Source organism: Acetobacter pasteurianus (genome assembly GCF_009914215.2).
Classification (GTDB): Bacteria; Pseudomonadota; Alphaproteobacteria; order Acetobacterales; family Acetobacteraceae; genus Acetobacter; species Acetobacter pasteurianus.
In genome coordinates, this window is sequence record NZ_CP039846.2 from 2710583 (window position 1) to 2725381 (window position 14799).

24 protein-coding genes are annotated in these 14799 nt (G+C 50.6%); 11 read left to right on the forward strand and 13 right to left on the reverse strand.

The window, feature by feature from the left end:
* Positions 1-17 precede the first annotated feature (17 nt).
* From nrdR to thiL, 3 genes are all read left to right on the forward strand, one after another.
* On the forward strand, positions 18-494 hold the full coding sequence (nrdR, locus tag FCN51_RS25925) for a transcriptional regulator NrdR (protein ID WP_310257024.1): 477 nt from the start codon (positions 18-20) through the stop codon (positions 492-494).
* A 65-nt stretch (positions 495-559) separates the two neighbouring features.
* The gene (gene nusB / locus FCN51_RS25930) at positions 560-1084 is read left to right on the forward strand and encodes a transcription antitermination factor NusB (protein WP_003624286.1); all 525 of its coding nucleotides are present in this window, start codon (positions 560-562) and stop codon (positions 1082-1084) included.
* The gene (gene thiL, locus FCN51_RS25935) at positions 1053-2042 is read left to right on the forward strand and encodes a thiamine-phosphate kinase (protein WP_310257028.1); all 990 of its coding nucleotides are present in this window, start codon (positions 1053-1055) and stop codon (positions 2040-2042) included. The genes nusB and thiL overlap by 32 nt, the downstream gene beginning before the upstream one ends.
* Before the next feature lie 24 nt (positions 2043-2066).
* Here thiL and FCN51_RS25940 read toward each other — a convergent pair whose 3' ends face one another.
* Positions 2067-3215: a hypothetical protein gene (locus FCN51_RS25940; RefSeq protein WP_310257031.1), complete on the reverse strand. Its 1149-nt coding sequence runs from the start codon at positions 3213-3215 to the stop codon at positions 2067-2069.
* Positions 3216-3246: 31 nt separating this feature from the next.
* Between FCN51_RS25940 and FCN51_RS25945 the strand changes: the two genes are divergently transcribed.
* Positions 3247-4089, forward strand: a complete 843-nt coding sequence (locus FCN51_RS25945; RefSeq protein ID WP_012812914.1) for an SDR family NAD(P)-dependent oxidoreductase — start codon at positions 3247-3249, stop codon at positions 4087-4089.
* Between the two features lie 66 nt (positions 4090-4155).
* Here the strand turns inward: FCN51_RS25945 and FCN51_RS25950 are convergent, their stop codons facing one another.
* The 6 genes from FCN51_RS25950 to FCN51_RS25975 all read right to left on the reverse strand — a co-directional run bounded on the left by FCN51_RS25950 (position 4156) and on the right by FCN51_RS25975 (position 7699).
* Complete coding sequence (locus FCN51_RS25950) at positions 4156-4413, reverse strand: hypothetical protein (RefSeq protein WP_228142444.1); 258 nt, start codon at positions 4411-4413, stop codon at positions 4156-4158.
* 105 nt (positions 4414-4518) lie between these two features.
* Entirely contained in the window at positions 4519-4779 is a 261-nt protein-coding gene (locus FCN51_RS25955; protein WP_003624276.1) for a hypothetical protein, read from the reverse strand.
* Between the two features lie 233 nt (positions 4780-5012).
* Entirely contained in the window at positions 5013-6425 is a 1413-nt protein-coding gene (locus FCN51_RS25960; RefSeq protein WP_310257036.1) for a Hint domain-containing protein, read from the reverse strand.
* 562 nt (positions 6426-6987) lie between these two features.
* Positions 6988-7209 carry a helix-turn-helix transcriptional regulator gene (locus FCN51_RS25965; protein ID WP_003627239.1) on the reverse strand — a complete coding sequence of 74 codons (222 nt, stop codon included), beginning with the start codon at positions 7207-7209 and terminating at the stop codon, positions 6988-6990.
* A complete protein-coding gene (locus tag FCN51_RS25970; protein ID WP_310257041.1) occupies positions 7209-7439 on the reverse strand; it encodes a hypothetical protein in 231 nt (76 codons plus the stop codon). The genes FCN51_RS25965 and FCN51_RS25970 overlap by 1 nt, the downstream gene beginning before the upstream one ends.
* Positions 7436-7699, reverse strand: a complete 264-nt coding sequence (locus tag FCN51_RS25975; protein WP_310257044.1) for a hypothetical protein — start codon at positions 7697-7699, stop codon at positions 7436-7438. Before FCN51_RS25975 ends, FCN51_RS25970 begins: the two co-directional genes overlap by 4 nt.
* Before the next feature lie 99 nt (positions 7700-7798).
* Between FCN51_RS25975 and FCN51_RS25980 the strand changes: the two genes are divergently transcribed.
* Positions 7799-7993 carry a hypothetical protein gene (locus FCN51_RS25980; protein ID WP_310257047.1) on the forward strand — a complete coding sequence of 65 codons (195 nt, stop codon included), beginning with the start codon at positions 7799-7801 and terminating at the stop codon, positions 7991-7993.
* On the opposite strand, the gene FCN51_RS25985 is transcribed toward FCN51_RS25980, so the two are convergent.
* A complete protein-coding gene (locus FCN51_RS25985) occupies positions 7980-8534 on the reverse strand; it encodes a hypothetical protein (RefSeq protein ID WP_035366728.1) in 555 nt (184 codons plus the stop codon). The genes FCN51_RS25980 and FCN51_RS25985 overlap by 14 nt on opposite strands.
* A gap of 192 nt (positions 8535-8726) precedes the next feature.
* On the opposite strand from FCN51_RS25985, the gene FCN51_RS25990 reads away from it, so the two are divergent.
* Positions 8727-8918 carry a hypothetical protein gene (locus FCN51_RS25990; protein WP_310257051.1) on the forward strand — a complete coding sequence of 64 codons (192 nt, stop codon included), beginning with the start codon at positions 8727-8729 and terminating at the stop codon, positions 8916-8918.
* Positions 8919-8956: 38 nt separating this feature from the next.
* On the opposite strand, the gene FCN51_RS25995 is transcribed toward FCN51_RS25990, so the two are convergent.
* Positions 8957-9304 carry a hypothetical protein gene (locus FCN51_RS25995; protein ID WP_310257053.1) on the reverse strand — a complete coding sequence of 116 codons (348 nt, stop codon included), beginning with the start codon at positions 9302-9304 and terminating at the stop codon, positions 8957-8959.
* A gap of 33 nt (positions 9305-9337) precedes the next feature.
* Between FCN51_RS25995 and FCN51_RS26000 the strand changes: the two genes are divergently transcribed.
* The gene (locus FCN51_RS26000) at positions 9338-9955 is read left to right on the forward strand and encodes a hypothetical protein (protein ID WP_310257056.1); all 618 of its coding nucleotides are present in this window, start codon (positions 9338-9340) and stop codon (positions 9953-9955) included.
* Here the strand turns inward: FCN51_RS26000 and FCN51_RS26005 are convergent.
* Positions 9952-10290: a helix-turn-helix domain-containing protein gene (locus FCN51_RS26005; RefSeq protein WP_264820386.1), complete on the reverse strand. Its 339-nt coding sequence runs from the start codon at positions 10288-10290 to the stop codon at positions 9952-9954. The genes FCN51_RS26000 and FCN51_RS26005 overlap by 4 nt on opposite strands.
* Positions 10291-10411: 121 nt before the next feature.
* On the opposite strand from FCN51_RS26005, the gene FCN51_RS27145 reads away from it, so the two are divergent.
* Together FCN51_RS27145 and FCN51_RS26010 are read left to right on the forward strand one after the other, a co-directional pair.
* Entirely contained in the window at positions 10412-10627 is a 216-nt protein-coding gene (locus FCN51_RS27145; protein WP_374727188.1) for a transcriptional regulator, read from the forward strand.
* A complete protein-coding gene (locus FCN51_RS26010) occupies positions 10624-10914 on the forward strand; it encodes a hypothetical protein (protein WP_310257061.1) in 291 nt (96 codons plus the stop codon). The genes FCN51_RS27145 and FCN51_RS26010 overlap by 4 nt, the downstream gene beginning before the upstream one ends.
* A 284-nt stretch (positions 10915-11198) precedes the next feature.
* On the opposite strand, the gene FCN51_RS26015 is transcribed toward FCN51_RS26010, so the two are convergent.
* Both FCN51_RS26015 and FCN51_RS26020 read right to left on the reverse strand, forming a co-directional pair.
* Positions 11199-12584, reverse strand: coding sequence for an IS1380-like element IS1380A family transposase (locus FCN51_RS26015; RefSeq protein ID WP_006115870.1), 1386 nt, complete (start codon positions 12582-12584; stop codon positions 11199-11201).
* Between the two features lie 57 nt (positions 12585-12641).
* Positions 12642-12887, reverse strand: coding sequence for a phage tail sheath protein (locus FCN51_RS26020; protein ID WP_310257067.1), 246 nt, complete (start codon positions 12885-12887; stop codon positions 12642-12644).
* 65 nt (positions 12888-12952) lie between these two features.
* Here FCN51_RS26020 and FCN51_RS26025 point away from each other — a divergent pair, with 65 nt between their 5' ends.
* Both FCN51_RS26025 and FCN51_RS26030 read left to right on the forward strand, forming a co-directional pair.
* Positions 12953-13483 (forward strand): hypothetical protein, encoded by a 531-nt coding sequence (locus FCN51_RS26025; protein WP_310257069.1) that lies wholly within the window; start codon positions 12953-12955, stop codon positions 13481-13483.
* Complete coding sequence (locus FCN51_RS26030; protein ID WP_310257072.1) at positions 13476-14633, forward strand: hypothetical protein; 1158 nt, start codon at positions 13476-13478, stop codon at positions 14631-14633. The genes FCN51_RS26025 and FCN51_RS26030 overlap by 8 nt, the downstream gene beginning before the upstream one ends.
* On the opposite strand, the gene FCN51_RS26035 is transcribed toward FCN51_RS26030, so the two are convergent.
* Positions 14599-14793, reverse strand: a complete 195-nt coding sequence (locus FCN51_RS26035) for a hypothetical protein (RefSeq protein ID WP_310257075.1) — start codon at positions 14791-14793, stop codon at positions 14599-14601. The two genes, FCN51_RS26030 and FCN51_RS26035, sit on opposite strands and share 35 nt — an antisense overlap.
* Positions 14794-14799: the final 6 nt, after the last annotated feature.

Genomic DNA, 14799 nt, shown 5'->3' on the forward strand with positions numbered 1-14799 from the left:
GGAAGGTTGATACCACCATGCGTTGCCCTTTTTGCGGGAACCCAGATAGTCAGGTCAAGGACAGTCGCCCCAATGAGGAAGGACTGGCCATTCGGCGGCGGCGTGCATGCCTGTCCTGCGGGCAGCGTTTTACCACGGTAGAACGCGTGCAACTGCGCGAACTGGTTGTGGTAAAAAACGATGGCCGGCGCGCCCCCTTTGACCGGGAAAAAATTGCACGCTCCATCCGCATTGCCCTGCGCAAACGCCCTGTTTCCGAAGAACAGATCGAGCAGATTGTAACCGGCATTGTGCGCCAGCTTGAGGGAAATGGGGAAACCGAGGTGACATCCACCCGCATAGGTGAATTGGCAATGGATGCCCTTAAGGAAGTGGATGGCGTTGGATATGTGCGGTTTGCAAGCGTGTACCGCGATTTTACAGAAGCCAAGGATTTTTCGGAAATCCTGAACCTTATGGAAACAGGTGGCGCCCCAGCCTCCGGAAAAGACTAGACCTTAGAACAGAAAAACGCCATTAAACCCGGCTTTGCAACAGACTGGCCGGGCAGGAGGGATGGATGACAGAACTACAGGATGAACCCCGTTTGAAAGGGGCACAACGGCCCCGCACGGCTGCACGCGTTGCCGCTGTGCAGGCCCTGTTCCAGATTGACCAGAATGGAGATCGCCCAGAAAACGTTATTGAGCAGTTTCTGGTCCATCGGTTTGGTACAACACTGGATGGCGCAAGCTATGAAGATGGCTGCATTCCAGAAGCCGATACACAGCTTTTCAGCCATATTGTGCGGCTGGTCACCTCCATGCGCACACAGGTTACGCAGGAAGTTGAAAAAACACTTCCGGAAACATGGCCCATTGCGCGGCTGGACCCCGTATTGCGCGCATTGCTTCTGGCTGCCGCAGCAGAAGCCACAGAAGGCGATGCGCCTGCTCCCGTGCTGATCAATGAATACATGGACGTGGCCCATGCATTCTTCTCTGGTGACGAACCGCGCCTTGTGAACGGCGTTCTGGATACGCTCTTCAAACGTCTGGCGGCTGAACGGAACCATGATACAGAACAAACCCAGCAGCCAGACTGATCTGCCGCAGGAATTTGCGTTTATTCGGCAACATTTTTCTGCTCTGGCTGGCGCCGCTGCCCTTGAATTGAGGGATGATGCCGCTGTTTTCACACCGCCAGAAGGGCGGGAGCTGGTGATTGCAGCGGATGGCATGGTGGAAAATGTTCATTTTCTGCCAGATGATCCACCAGAAACCATTGGCCGCAAGCTGCTCCGCTGCAATCTGTCTGATCTGGCAGCTATGGGCAGCCGCCCCGAAGGTTGGCTGCTAACGTTTGCGCGGCCGCCTCATATTACCGAACAATGGGTGGCGCAGTTCTGCAAGGGGCTGAAAGCGGATCAGGAGCAATTCGGGCTTCAGTTACTGGGGGGCGATACAACCTCCACCCGTGGCCCGCTGGTGTTGTCCCTGACCATTCTTGGCTCTGTATTGCCAGGGCAGGCCATCCGCCGACAAGGTGCACAGGCTGGTGATGGATTATGGGTTACGGGCACCATTGGTGATGGGGCCCTGGGCTTACGCGCTCTTCAGAGTGAAATAGCTGATCCATCCGGATATCTGGCGCAGCGTTACCGTCTGCCGCAGCCCCGCATTGGCTTGCCCTTATACGGCCTTGCCTCTGCTGCCATGGATATTTCAGACGGCTTGCTACAGGATGCTGGGCATCTTGCGCGGGAAAATGAGTTGCATGTGACCATCCATGCAGATGCTGTACCTCTATCAGACGCAGCCCGCCAAACCGGCCCCAAATGGCTGGAAACCTGCCTAACCGGCGGCGATGATTATGAGATCTTATTTGCCGTCCCCGCTCAGCATGAAGCCGCGCTGCTCAGCAAAGGCACGTTAGATACTATCTGCGGCCCCGTAAAAGTCACCCGGATAGGGGAATTTACGCAGACATCTACAGGCGTAACGGTTCTGGATAATGCAGGCAAAAACCTGCAATTCCGTTCCCACGGGTGGAGCCACCTTTAGGCGCTCCACCCGCCAGAGCGCGGTTTAGTCCGTTAAAAGTTTTTCGTACATCCGGTGCCGTTTGTACGGTGTGGGGGAAATGCGCTCAATCAGCTTGCGCAGGCCTTCATGCGTTTCCAGCACCCAACCAAGCTCAATGCTGCGATAAGGCAGCACGTGGCCACGCTTCATCAGTTCATCAATAATCAGGGCTGGCAGCATGGCGCGCAAAGCCGTGCCAAGATACTTTTTGCGCACACCCAGCAACACCACACGCGCAGACCGGAAATCATGGCTGACCACGCGTGAAGCCAGCTTGAGCCAGCCGAGCGGAGAGGGGGCACCGCCCAGATCACCACTGATATCAAACATGTTGGGAATAACCAGCGCAATGGCTGCGGGTTCTCCGGCCACTTCAGCCAGCACATACTGTTCTGGCCGCAAGATGGGCTTGAGCGCCTTGAGCAGGCTCTTTACCTCATCCTGCGTAAGAGGAATGTTCCCCCATGTATCAGACCACGCATCATTATAGATCTCGCGCAGGATTTCGGCGTCTTCATTCACCTTGTCCTTACGCAGCCCGCGCATGGTAATAGCTCCCAGACGCTGCCGGATATTGGCAGGTATCTGGTTTGCACGCTCGGCAGAAGGGCTGGTTTCCATCCGGTAGGACAGTAGGTCCACAGCACGCTTAAACCCGGCGGCCTCAACCGCGGGGCCAAGAATTTTGGGGTGCCACGGTATGCCTATCATGGGGGGCTCATCCTGCCCCTCTACCATAACCCCGGATTCACCATTGCTATTCAGTGTCCACGGGCCACGTATGCGCTCAACTTTGCGCAACTTCAGCCATTGTGTGGCGGCCTCAAGCAATGGGGCCACACACTCCGGCTCCAGCGTATCCAGCGCGCCAAAAAAGCCCGTACGTGGGCCGGGCTGCTTAAGAGCCAAGGCATCTATCTGGGCAGATATACGCCCAATGGGCTTTCCATTCCGCCACGCCAGAAAATAACAAGCAAAGCCGTGCTCAAAAAATGGTGCATGCGTGGGTGAAAAAATATCCCGCTGCTCCATATCTAAAGGAGGCACATAACTCGGCAAGCCATCGTAAAGAAGGCGTGGAAGTTTTATAAAGAGAGAAAGCTGGCGTGAACCCGAAACAGGTGTAACCGTAATCTGAGTGGGGGAAGACATTGCCACTCCGTTGTGTGAAAGCCAAAAGCCAGTGGGTGATGCCTTATTACGCAGCATTGGGAAAGGGAAAAGTGTGAAAGTTGTTGCGAACGGAAAACACACCGCACGCTCTGTTCTGCTTACTGGGGCCACCGGCGGAATTGGAATGGAACTGGCCAAACGTTATGCACGGCCGGGCCGGACCCTGATATTATGGGGCAGAAACCCCGAACGCCTGACAGAAATTGCCACCACGTGTTGTGCACGCGGTTCTGCTGTTTTTACCCGCCAGATTGATCTGTTTGATGGGGAAGCCGCTCTGGCAGCGTTTGAGGCCGATTATGCTGACCATAAGCCTGATCTGGTGATTCTGGGAGCTGGGCTATCTGACATACAGCCATTGGACAGCATGACAGAAGACCCGCAAAAGGTATTACAGCTTGCGCAGGTGAACTACGCCACGCCCGTAGCCTTGGCCACAGCCGCTGCACAGAATATGATCCCCAATGGAGGCGGGCATATTGCCCTTATCGGCTCCGTCGCTGGGTTTTACGAACTACCGTGCTCTCCGGCCTATAGCAGTTCCAAATGTGGGTTGGATTTCTTTGCGCGCGCGGCAGGTCTGGCGTGGGAAGATAAAGGTGTGGGCCTCACGCTGATTGTGCCGGGCTTTATAGACACCCCCATGAGCCGCAGACTGGAAGGGCCGCGTCCATTTCTGGTTTCAGCCAAAAGTGCTGCGCGCCGCATTATACGGGCCATTACCAAAAAAAGAAAAGTTTATATCTTCCCGTGGCCGTTTCGGGTGCTTCGGGTTCTTGAGCGACTGCTGCCTCAATGCCTGCGTGAACGCATTTTACGCAGCCTGATTGTCGGCCAAAAAGAGCGACAATAAGTTTTTTCCTGAGAGCTTGTGCTGCTTTAAAAAAGTGAAGCACAAGCTTGATGGGGCAGAAAAAGCCTAATTATCTCCACCCGGAAGCCTGCCTTTTCCAACCCATAGGATGAGGGGAGGCAGGAAAAAATAAAATGCCATGATGAAAATAAGATCTCGCACCAGATAAGCCAGATCAATATGCAGGCCGAAATGGCAAATCAGGTTGGCCAACCCTAGCATAAAACAGACACATAAAAACGCACCCGCGCTGGCATAAATGGTCCGGCCAGCGTTTATCTGCTCTACTTTTTCCAGAAAAACATCGGCAAATTTTTTCTGCACAAGCCAAGCCCTTTCTTGCGAAATGTTTATACCCGGCACGGCAAACCGGAGCCCTAGATATGTGGGCAGCAGCACCTTTTACAGATTCGCTGCCCGCAGTATCTTTTATTCCGCAAAATTTGGAAGCGTGATGTTCTGATCTTTTGCCACCTTCTGAATGGCAACCTTGGTCAGGCCCAGCAGATTGGCGGTATCAACAAACGCAGCATCGGCACTTGCGCCAGGCGTTGGGGGCAGGGTGACCGTTACAGAAAATTCAATATTCTGGTCCTGCTTTGTAAAGCACAGCTTTGCCTTGGTGCTTCCGTCCTTCTGCACCTTAACGGAACGCAGAACACCATTCTGTGCTGTTGTGTCATTACTCACGAGAGTATTCCTTTGCAAAATTATGACAGCGGGAATGTGAACGCAGCAGCCGCAAGAGGCAACGCTTCTACCTGCACCCCAGACCACCCAAAATATGCAGAGTAAACCGCCGTAATGACTTGTCTTTAATATCTATAAACGCGAATCAGGCACCAGAACTCACAAGCATATGTAAAGAAGCCGATCGCGGTGGGCACCAATTCCCATGACGACCGGCCTTCACTTAAGGCTTGTTATCCCAAGCGCCGTAACATTGTCCTGTTTTGATCCGGGAGAATATAGGATCCTGTTTCCCGGATAGTCATGGAAAGAATACCTATTTTGTTTCCTTCCAGATAATCTCCCAAAGGCAACAAAGCGTTCCCATTAGTCCATGCACAATCTATCCAATCGGTATCATGCCAACCTTTGGGTTTTTCAGCTTGAAGATGAGAAACAATTTGATGCTGCTGCTGCGCGGAACATAAGCAAACATCACTTACAGCAACCCCCATGTAACGACGATCATCCATAAATGGGCCAATAACATCGCATGGACGGCTGGTGCGGGATATAATTCTTACACATTTGGTATTTGCTGGAAGCATAAAACTATATTGTAAATCTATGTGATGCAAAGGCCTGATCACTTTTCCTGCCTCTGTCAGCAAAAACAAATTAGGTTCTTGAGTAATCTGGAGCTTTTCGTCTGAAACATGATGAGGATTTAATCTTTCACCTCTTTCTTTTAATTTCTGAAATATAGGTTCAACAAAATCATGATCTACACAAAGTGGAGCATAAGAATCCTTGTTCCACTCAAGTTTTTTCTCATGGATGCTGTATATATTACTTTTAACATTAAATGTTTTTTTGTTACCTGTATTCAGGTAGCTTTCTGTTTCCACTCCATCAGCAATAATAACGGAGTGAGTATTTGTTTCTATATGATAGTAATCATAAGAAGTGATAGATTTATCATAAAAAATAGAATTACCATTTACGAGCATACGAACCGGCACAAATTTACCGTTAAAAAACAAACAATGCTCTGCAGTAATCAACATATCTTTATAAGGCACGCCATGAGCAATGGCGTCTTTTAATATTCTTACAGGATATCCTGATGCATCCAGAGGTAAATAGGGCATAACATGCGCTTTTTTACACCCAACCCACGTAACATTTATAAGGGTTTCAATACCGTTTTCTACAGAAACTATTTCATCACCAACACAAATATCTTCAACATTTATATATCCGTGCTTTGATTTTATTTGTGTCCCCTTCAAGAAACAGACATATACGCTTGAATCATCTGACAAAATATAATTTCCGTCTGCATCTGGGGTATCACCGTTGGTAAACAACACGTAAGGAGCTACCTCCCCCAAAACGTTCATAACTACCCCATATTTAGTATAATACCCTACTTGATTTACTTCAATATTACCTCCAAATCCATGCCCATACCCTTCATGATCACTCGGATATTCATAAATACCATTATCTCCAGTTATATATACAGGAAAATAAATATCTTCAGATAAACCAGATGGAGAAGGAGTGGCCGTAAACGTTCCATCTGAGTTTTCCGTAATCTCAGAAATTGGAATTGCATCGTAAAATGCCACATCATTTAACTCAACATCGTTGCTAGACATCATTTTAACCTTAATGAAAATTCAGGTAACCAAAAAATCAAATCATTCTACTCTGATAATTCTTAACAAAATTATTATTCCTTCGTAAGAAAATACCTTCCATGCAAAATATTCTTACTTATTCAGCGATATAAACATTTTCAGGCTTACAGAAAATTTAGAAAAATCCCGACATACGTGAAATTTGGAGCCATAATCTCTATTCCACAACAGCGAGGGGTCTTTTTTAGGTTTAACGTTAACTCATGCCTAACGTGACGATCCACAGCAGACAGACATCTGCCGAATCAGCCAGTGTGTTAAAGCTGTTCCTGAGATTTTGCGCAGCGGGTGGCGGGACTATACGAGCAAAAACCGACAACCGCAGTTTTCTGCGGAAAATGTCGAGCATTGTCTTTTAGCTTCGTAGGGAGATGGAGGTCTGGGCGACCATACCACTCATTCCCTACATATATGTTTTTGAATAATATTTTTTGAACCAAAACAAGAAATACCCCCTAATATACCCCCATAAGTTTGGGGTGGGGGGGGGTATTGGGCGACACGCTGAGCAAAGAGCCGCCGCTTAGGCATTGGCTGAGTTTAGGCTGCCAGCCGATTCTACCCAATCAGAAACTTCCCGCTCTCTCCAGCGCACGCAGTTACGGCTGAATTTTACCGGCCGGGGAAAATTCAGCGTTTCGATTCGGCGGTAGAGGGTGCGGGTTGTCACCCGTAGGCGTGCGGCCACCTCGGCGGCTGTCAGAAACTGATCCAACCCGGCTTGATGTTGTTCACGGTTTGCCATCACGCCACCCTTGCTTCACCCAGAATGAAATCACGCAGGCGGAAGGTTGGGCTGCGGCGCTTGGCGTAGCTTGTGCGCAGGGCGGCATCGGCCACGTTCTGCTCGGCTTCCATTGCAGCAGCCATGTCTTTCACCAGAGAAAGCATGGTCAGCTTTTCTTTGCTGTCCACATTGTTATGGATGAGCTGCTCCAGCTGCGTGCGGGCAGCCTGAAAGATCTGATTGTTCATTTTGCGTGGCTTTCAATGAGGTTGGCGCGGGAATGGAAGGCTTCGGCCTCTGTGCGGGTGTGGTTGGCCAGCCTTTTCCATGCTTCTGCGCCATCTGGGTTTTCGCTGGCGCTGCATGCGCGGCGGTATCGCTCCAGCTCATCTGCATGAGCAAAGAGAATATCACCTTGCGCACGAAGAATGAGGGCTCGCCGTAGAGCGGTCTGATTGAATCTGGTGGATTTTTGGTGTGCGGGGCAGGGGATGGTGGCCGTAATCATGGGCACACCATCTGCTTAGCTAAAATGCGGGAGAAACGGTTGCTGTACTCTCCCGCATTTTCCATCATCGGGCGTTCACAAGACTCGATGAGGAAACTGATGCCTAAGGACGATAAAAAACAAACGCAAAAGGATAAGCCAAATTTTGTGCCTAAACCTTCTATTTTTGAGCAAAGAACAGGCCAGAAGGGCGCTAATAATAGCAGTTCAGCACCGAAAGAGAATAAGAGAAGGGATATGCAAGAGTTACTGAAATCTGTAAAAGAATTACGGAATACTCTTAAAGATAAATAGCTGCTACAATTGCTGCTATAAATGCTACAATAGGCATAACCAGCAGCAGGTTCCATGCTCTGCGCACATGCTTTGCACAAATATCCACGAGTGTATCGTTTATGTGCAAGGCATTCTCTAGTGATTTCAGTCTTTCTACTGTGATGTACAAAGCTGAGGCATCGGGTGGTGGGCTTTCTATCAGCTTGAGCCATATGCTGGGTGAAAGGCCACCGTTTGACCAGTTGCGCACCCGCAATGCCTGAAATGCCTCTATTACAGCAGCTGCGGTTAGAATAAAGCCGCAGGCTGCTGCTATCCGCCGCGGCATTCCAAGAGTTGGCGCAAATACTACGCCCCCCATTACCACGCTTAGGGGCAAAGCCCAGCCAATAATGGATGTTGCTGTTTTTGTAAGGCTTTCCCGCGATTTGTCTGTTTCTGCCAAAGCTGTTTCGGCGGTTTTCAGAGCTTCCTTTGCTGCCCAGTAGGGAAAATCTTTCCCCATTTCGCCCATATCCGTTTCCGGTTCCAAATTTCCAGCTTCTGGTTCCTGCGTCATGCTGCAAGCCTGTTTTGGTGTGCTGTGTAGGTGTTGTGTAAAGGGTAGCATGTGCATGAGAGAACACATACTGTTCTGGCCTATTGGTCTGATGAACCATCTTGCTTCTCTTTGAAGGGGAAGCCTGTTGCCAGACTCCCCCAACTTTTTCCATTCTTGGCGCGCTAACAGACCCAAGAAAGGAAAAACGCTATGTCAGACGAAATAGATACAACTATTGAGGCGGCTCTTATTCAGGCTGCTGCAATACTAACAGCTTCTCATTTAAGTGCTCGTTCTGCTTCTGGAAGTGATCTAAGCGATGAATACGAGCACTCTAAGGTTTCCAGTGAGTTTTATAACCTTTTGGAGCGCTTGAAATCAGATTACCCAAAGCCAAAATAGTATCTAACGCCTAACATCTAAACTATAGGCCGTGCCTATTATTCTGTTTGTTGGCTGGGCACGGCTGCATTCTTGCGCAATTCAGCAATGGAAGCTGTTACCAGTGCTTCTACACGGTCACGGATACGGAGCAGGTGGTGGGCATCTGGATCTTTTTCGATAAAAAATGATGTGGCATACCGCGCTAAACTGAGCGCTGCCCGCTTGCGCTGATCCCTGAGCGCATCACCATTACGGGATGCAGCGTCTGTTCCGCTTTCTGCTTCCTGCGCGATGGAATAAGGCACGCGAACAGTGCTGATAGGCGGGCGACCGGGTGCGCCCTTTTCTTCTATCAGCACAAAGCCGCCATCGGCTTCTTCAATTTTGTATCGTGTATTCGACACGGTTTTTCTCCACCACGGGTTGTGATGGAGATAATGTGGGATATACTCACATTTAATGTCAAGAAGAATGTGGGAAGAAATCACACGCGTGTTTATTTTTTTCCTTATTTAGTGGAGATGAAAAAAATATTGATCTTAGTGTCTGCCATATTTTTTAACTCATTAACCTTAGAGGCTAAAGCGCAAACGCCATATTCGCCTATTATGGGGCCGTGGCAGTTTCGTTCGAACCAAACGTCCGATGGATTATGGCAGTGCCAAATGGTAACCTACCTTCCTAATCGGGCGGGGTTACTTTCTATAAATATCTCTGATCCTAGTAGAAAGATGTCTATTTTTCTTGAAAAGTCTGGATGGGATATTCCTGATGGAACTCAGGTTCCGATAGATATTGTATTTGAAAAACATGGACTGATTAACTTCATGGGGTATGGCAAAGGGGATGCCATTATTATTATTCCAAATGAAGAGCAGAAAATAAAATTTCTTATTAGATCAACTATTTCAAAAGACTTTATTCTTCATTTTATTAAGGGAAATGAAGGTGTTTGGTTTGTAACAGGAAAATATATGAAGGAAGCGATGAAAAATATGTCAACATGCTTAGATTATATTCATCAACTATCTCAACCTCCAACTCAACCTTATTAGTGAGCAGGAGGCTTAACTCGATTTAGCAGCATTGCTAATAATGGTTCCGCTTCATCTCGCGGTAGAGCTCTGTAAGCATAAAGTAGCAAAGCCTCTTGCTCATTTTCAGCCACAGCAGAACGTTTGCTATTAGGTTTGTCACCAGACGTTAACCAGTCTAGTGAAACACCGTAAAACTCTGCAGCAGCCATCAATACCTCCCTACCTGGCAGGTATTCGCCAGTTTCAATCTTGGTCAGATTTGACCGAGATGTCCCTATGGCGACCGCTGCCTCGACTTGGGTCATATTGCGCTGCTTGCGCAAGTTCCGCAAACGTTCTCCTATACTTGACACGGCATTTTTCCGTCTTTCACGATTCTGGTATAATTAAATAGACGAAACATGCTTTATGACGGGTGAACTGATCCCACATTTTTCTTGACATAAAATGTGGGAATATCCCACATTGCAGCTTATGAATGGCTTAGAAAGAGCAATTTCTGAGGTAGGTGGCGTCTGCAATCTAGCTCGCAAGTTAGACCTCCATCATTCCTCCATCATCCTTTGGAGGAAGAATGGAAGGGTTCCAGCTGAACGAGTGCTTGCGATTGAGCAGGCAACAGGAGTTCCTCGTGAAGAAATCCGTCCAGATATCTTCTCTAAACCTGAAACCACTGGAGTTGCGGCATGACTGATTCTCATGAAACCAACCATGCAGCAGAGGGCGGAAGCCGTCATGCGGATGGTGTCCGGGGCATTCCGCTATTTCGTTTTGTGGCTGAAGCTGCGGGTTACCTGAATGGCGAAGCTCGCAGGCTTGTACGTGGAGGTGCGGTGGATGTGAATCACAAGCCTGCAGCTACAGAAAATATGTTGGTTTATCCGGGGGACGTGGTGGTTCTCTGCCCTAGGTCAACACATTGTCGGCGTGAGTTTAGCGTTTCAGCCCTTTCCGCAAAACAGGATCGGGTGAGTTGATGATCTCCAAAAAGTCGTTAGCCGCTTTGGCATTCGCCATAGAAAAGCGATCAAAATCTTCGTCATTCCCAATTTGTGGGATCGCGTTGTCCTTATCGACGCTGATTTCTCACACTTGAGGCAATTTCGGGTTATTTTGTAGAATTCAGTCATCCCACAGGAGCCCGATCTGGAATATTGACGATATTGTGCTTCTGGCGGCGGGTTCTGAACGCAGTGAGGGTGTCACGGCCTGAGAAGGCAGTGTTGGTGGAAGCTATGTGGTCTGTGCACTGTCTGTTTCTTCAGATGGCCTGCCGGAGCCTTCGCAATCGTGCATGAGCGAGGGCGAATTCATGCTGACAGGGGAACATGTCCGGCATGGACAGGACAATCCGACGGACGCTGAGCGTTACACGTGTCGCGATTTTGAGCAGTCGTGCGCGTATGGTGCCACAGGTCGCCGTCTCCAGGCTGGTCTGGCCAAGGGCCAGTCTTTGCAGAGCGATCAGCAGGACATAGGCTGCGGCCGAGAACCACAGCCGGAGCTGGTTGGCCCGGATGGTGTGGGACGAGGTCCTGTCTGAGAACAGATCCATCTGGCATTCCTTGATGCGGTTTTCCATATCCCCGCGTGCGCAGTAAATCTGTTCGTAGAGATGGCGGGGGTCGGACATTCCCTGCGGTAGCGTGGTGACAATGAAGCGATGATAGCGGTTGCCGTGGCGCCATTCGGCCTTGGCCACGACCCGCCTGCGGCGCGTCCAGCTGTCCTTTGTGATCCAGTCAAAGGAGGCGAAACCGCGCGCAGCTCTGCCTGTCGTGGCGGCTTCGTCACGAACCTCAGCGGACAAAGAGGCAATCCGGTCATACAGGCGGGTGTTGCCTGCAAGCCCGAACAGGAAGTCAACGTGGTTGTCTTCGCACCATGTCATCAGACTGTCCCGGGCGAAACCGCTGTCCCCACGCACCAGGATACGCACCCGGGGCCAACGGCTCCTGATCTGCTCCACGATCCGGCGGATGTCTGCCAGTGCTTCCTTCCCCGGGTCCCTGTCTGCCGTGCGCAGGGTAGCGCTGAGGAGATGATCCCCGCAAAAGATGTATAGCGGCAGATAGCAGTTATGGCCGTAATACCCATGAAAGGCACGGCCTTCCTGATGGCCATGGATACGGTCATCGGTGGCATCCACATCCAGAACGATGCGGGCGGGTGCGCGCTCATGCTGGTCCAGAAAGAGCGTGACGAACAGGGTCGCCAGGGCCTCATGATCAGCAATGATCCGACAGTAACGATCTGCCTTGTGCCCACTGCGCTCCAACCGGTTCAGTGTAGATTTGCCAGCCAATGCTGCGCAGTTTGCCCGGCCTCCTGACAGACGGCCCGAGGCCAGACCAAAGATCAGGTCATGCCGCAGGGCATCGTGATCATTGAGATCTTCATAGCCCAGTGCCAGGCCCATGATCCGCTGACGGACAAGGTCTTCAACCCGGTATTCCACAAAGGCAGGATGCCGCTTATCGCGAAAACAGGCAGCAAAGCGGCGGCTGAGACCCAGAATGTCATCAGCCTGCTTCACCAGAATGACGCCCCCATCCGAACTCATGCACCCCCCGTCAAAACGGGCCACAACACGCCGTCCACAGGAGGCTGGAAACTCATACGCGCCTGCGCTACACTCTGTCTGCATCGGGTTTTCTTGATGATTATGGAAATTTCTTTTCTACAAAACAGACTTTTTCATAATCTAACCCGATGTACAACCCTTCTGTGAGATTTCCGCGTCGAAGGCTTTTCCGTGTTCTTCGATAAGGGAAATAATTTCATTTCTGTCTTTTTCGGGTAGCTTCTTAACTAGTTCCGCTACAACACGCATGACTATCTGGTTTCCGGCAAAAACAATTTCATCACGATCTTCTTGCGTGAATGGAATTGTTCCATCCTCATTGCAGTTATTAAGTTGTGCAGGGGTAAATTTCTTATCCTTTGACATAAAATCGTCCTTTCATGTGCCCTCCAATTACATGATGGACGAAGCAGACATTGGCAGCAATGCCAGTGTCTGCTCCCATTCTTAAGAACGGTATCGGCATCATGATCCCGTTTTCCCATTGCTTTCTGGCGTCCATCAAAACAGCCACAAAACGTGCGGTTGAGGCCGTGGGGGATTTTCGTGCTGCGGCCGGTTTTACGCGTGTGCAGAAATCTCAACTGGAGGCCTATGCCAGCAGGCATCAGCCAACCGTTATTCCGCTGGATATTGCCATAGATCTGGACAGATGTGCCGAGCAGCCCATTCTGCTTTCAGAAATGGCGCACGCTCTGGGCTATGTTGTGCTGCCCATGCACGTTGGCCCCGGTGATTTTGGCCGGGATATGAGCGAATACAGCATGGTTTCGGGAGAGATGGTCTCCACCGCTATCCGCATTCTGGAAGACGGTGTGATTGACCCCCAAGAAGCCAACGAAATTGCACCCAAAATGGCAAAAACCAAGCATGTGCTGGAGCGGGCGCTGGCCCGTATTCATACCATCCAGCAGCTGGGCAAGCCGTATTCTGTAAAAGGGGAGGGCCAAGCTGATGGCTGACCTGATCCGCCCACATATTCAGGACTTTGCGCGGGATGATCTGCCATCGCTCAAGATGGTGCGCTCCATGCCTTCCGAATATCGCGGCGTGTTCGAAAACCTGCGTGACGCGCTGAAAGAGGCACGTTCCTGCGTGTTTCGTTCTGGGCAGTATGTGCTGACTGATGCGGAAATTGCCGTGCAGGCGTGGCTGCATCAGGATGTGCTGGCCCGCGTGCTACCGCAGCTCATCCAGCGCGGCTTTCTGGCGCGGGATGATGAGGGCGCGTTGTTCAGCCCACACCTGTATGATCGCCTGTTGCGCAAGGAAGAGCGTGAAGCTGCCAAAATTGAAGCAGATGCCCGCTGGCAGCAGATGCAGGAAAGCTGTGATGTGCCACCCGGCCTGACACGTAAGCAGATTACTGCACGTGAGAATGGGAAAAAGGGTGGACGCCCACCAGGAAGCGGCAAGAAGGCTGCTGCTGACCGTAACCAACGCCATATGCCTTTGGCATCGGTTGTTCAGGGTGGAAAAACCGAAACCCAAAACCCAAACCAAAAACCCAATTCGGTTTTGGTTTCTGAAAATTTGGGTTCCGTGGGTTCCATAGATCTAGAATTAGAGAGAGATATTAATATTCCTTCTAGTTCTATTTCTGGGGCAACCGAAAACCCAGCATTGGCTCAGGAGCAGGTGGCCCAGACAGTAGCCCGCGTGATTGCCACAACCGGCATGAACGATCAGGCGCCGTATGCGGTCTCGCTGGTGCGGCGCTGGATGGGGCAGGGCGCAGAGCCGGATACCATTATTTCCGCCATTCGGGAGCATACCGAGGCCATGCGTAAGAATGGTGAGGAACCCCGGCGGTTAAAGGTGTTTGAAGCCGCAGTTTTGCGCGGCATAGAGGTGCAGCACTTACGCCCGAAAGCGCAGGATACAGCCCCCGAAAAACCTCAGGAAGCCAAGGAAAATGCCAAGTTCGAACAGGCATGGGCCAAGGCTGCCAAGGTTTGGAAGGATGCGTTTACCGATTGCCGAGATTTTGGGGCCGTAAAGCGCCGCTGGCCGGAACTGGCGCAGGAAAATGGCTTGCCGCCCGTGCCGTTTGAGAAAACCGCGTATCAGCAGCACTTCATGCATCAGCAAAGCGCACAGGTGGCAGCATGAGCCTGCGTGTGTTGCTGCGAAACTGCGGTTGAAGGCCGAAGGCAAGCCCAACCCGATTGATGCAATGGAAGACCTGCGGGCCAAGCTGGCTCAGGAACAAAAACGGCGTGCAGAGGCTGAATTGGAAGTCACCACCCTGCAACGCCGTTTGCATAGGCACGAGCAA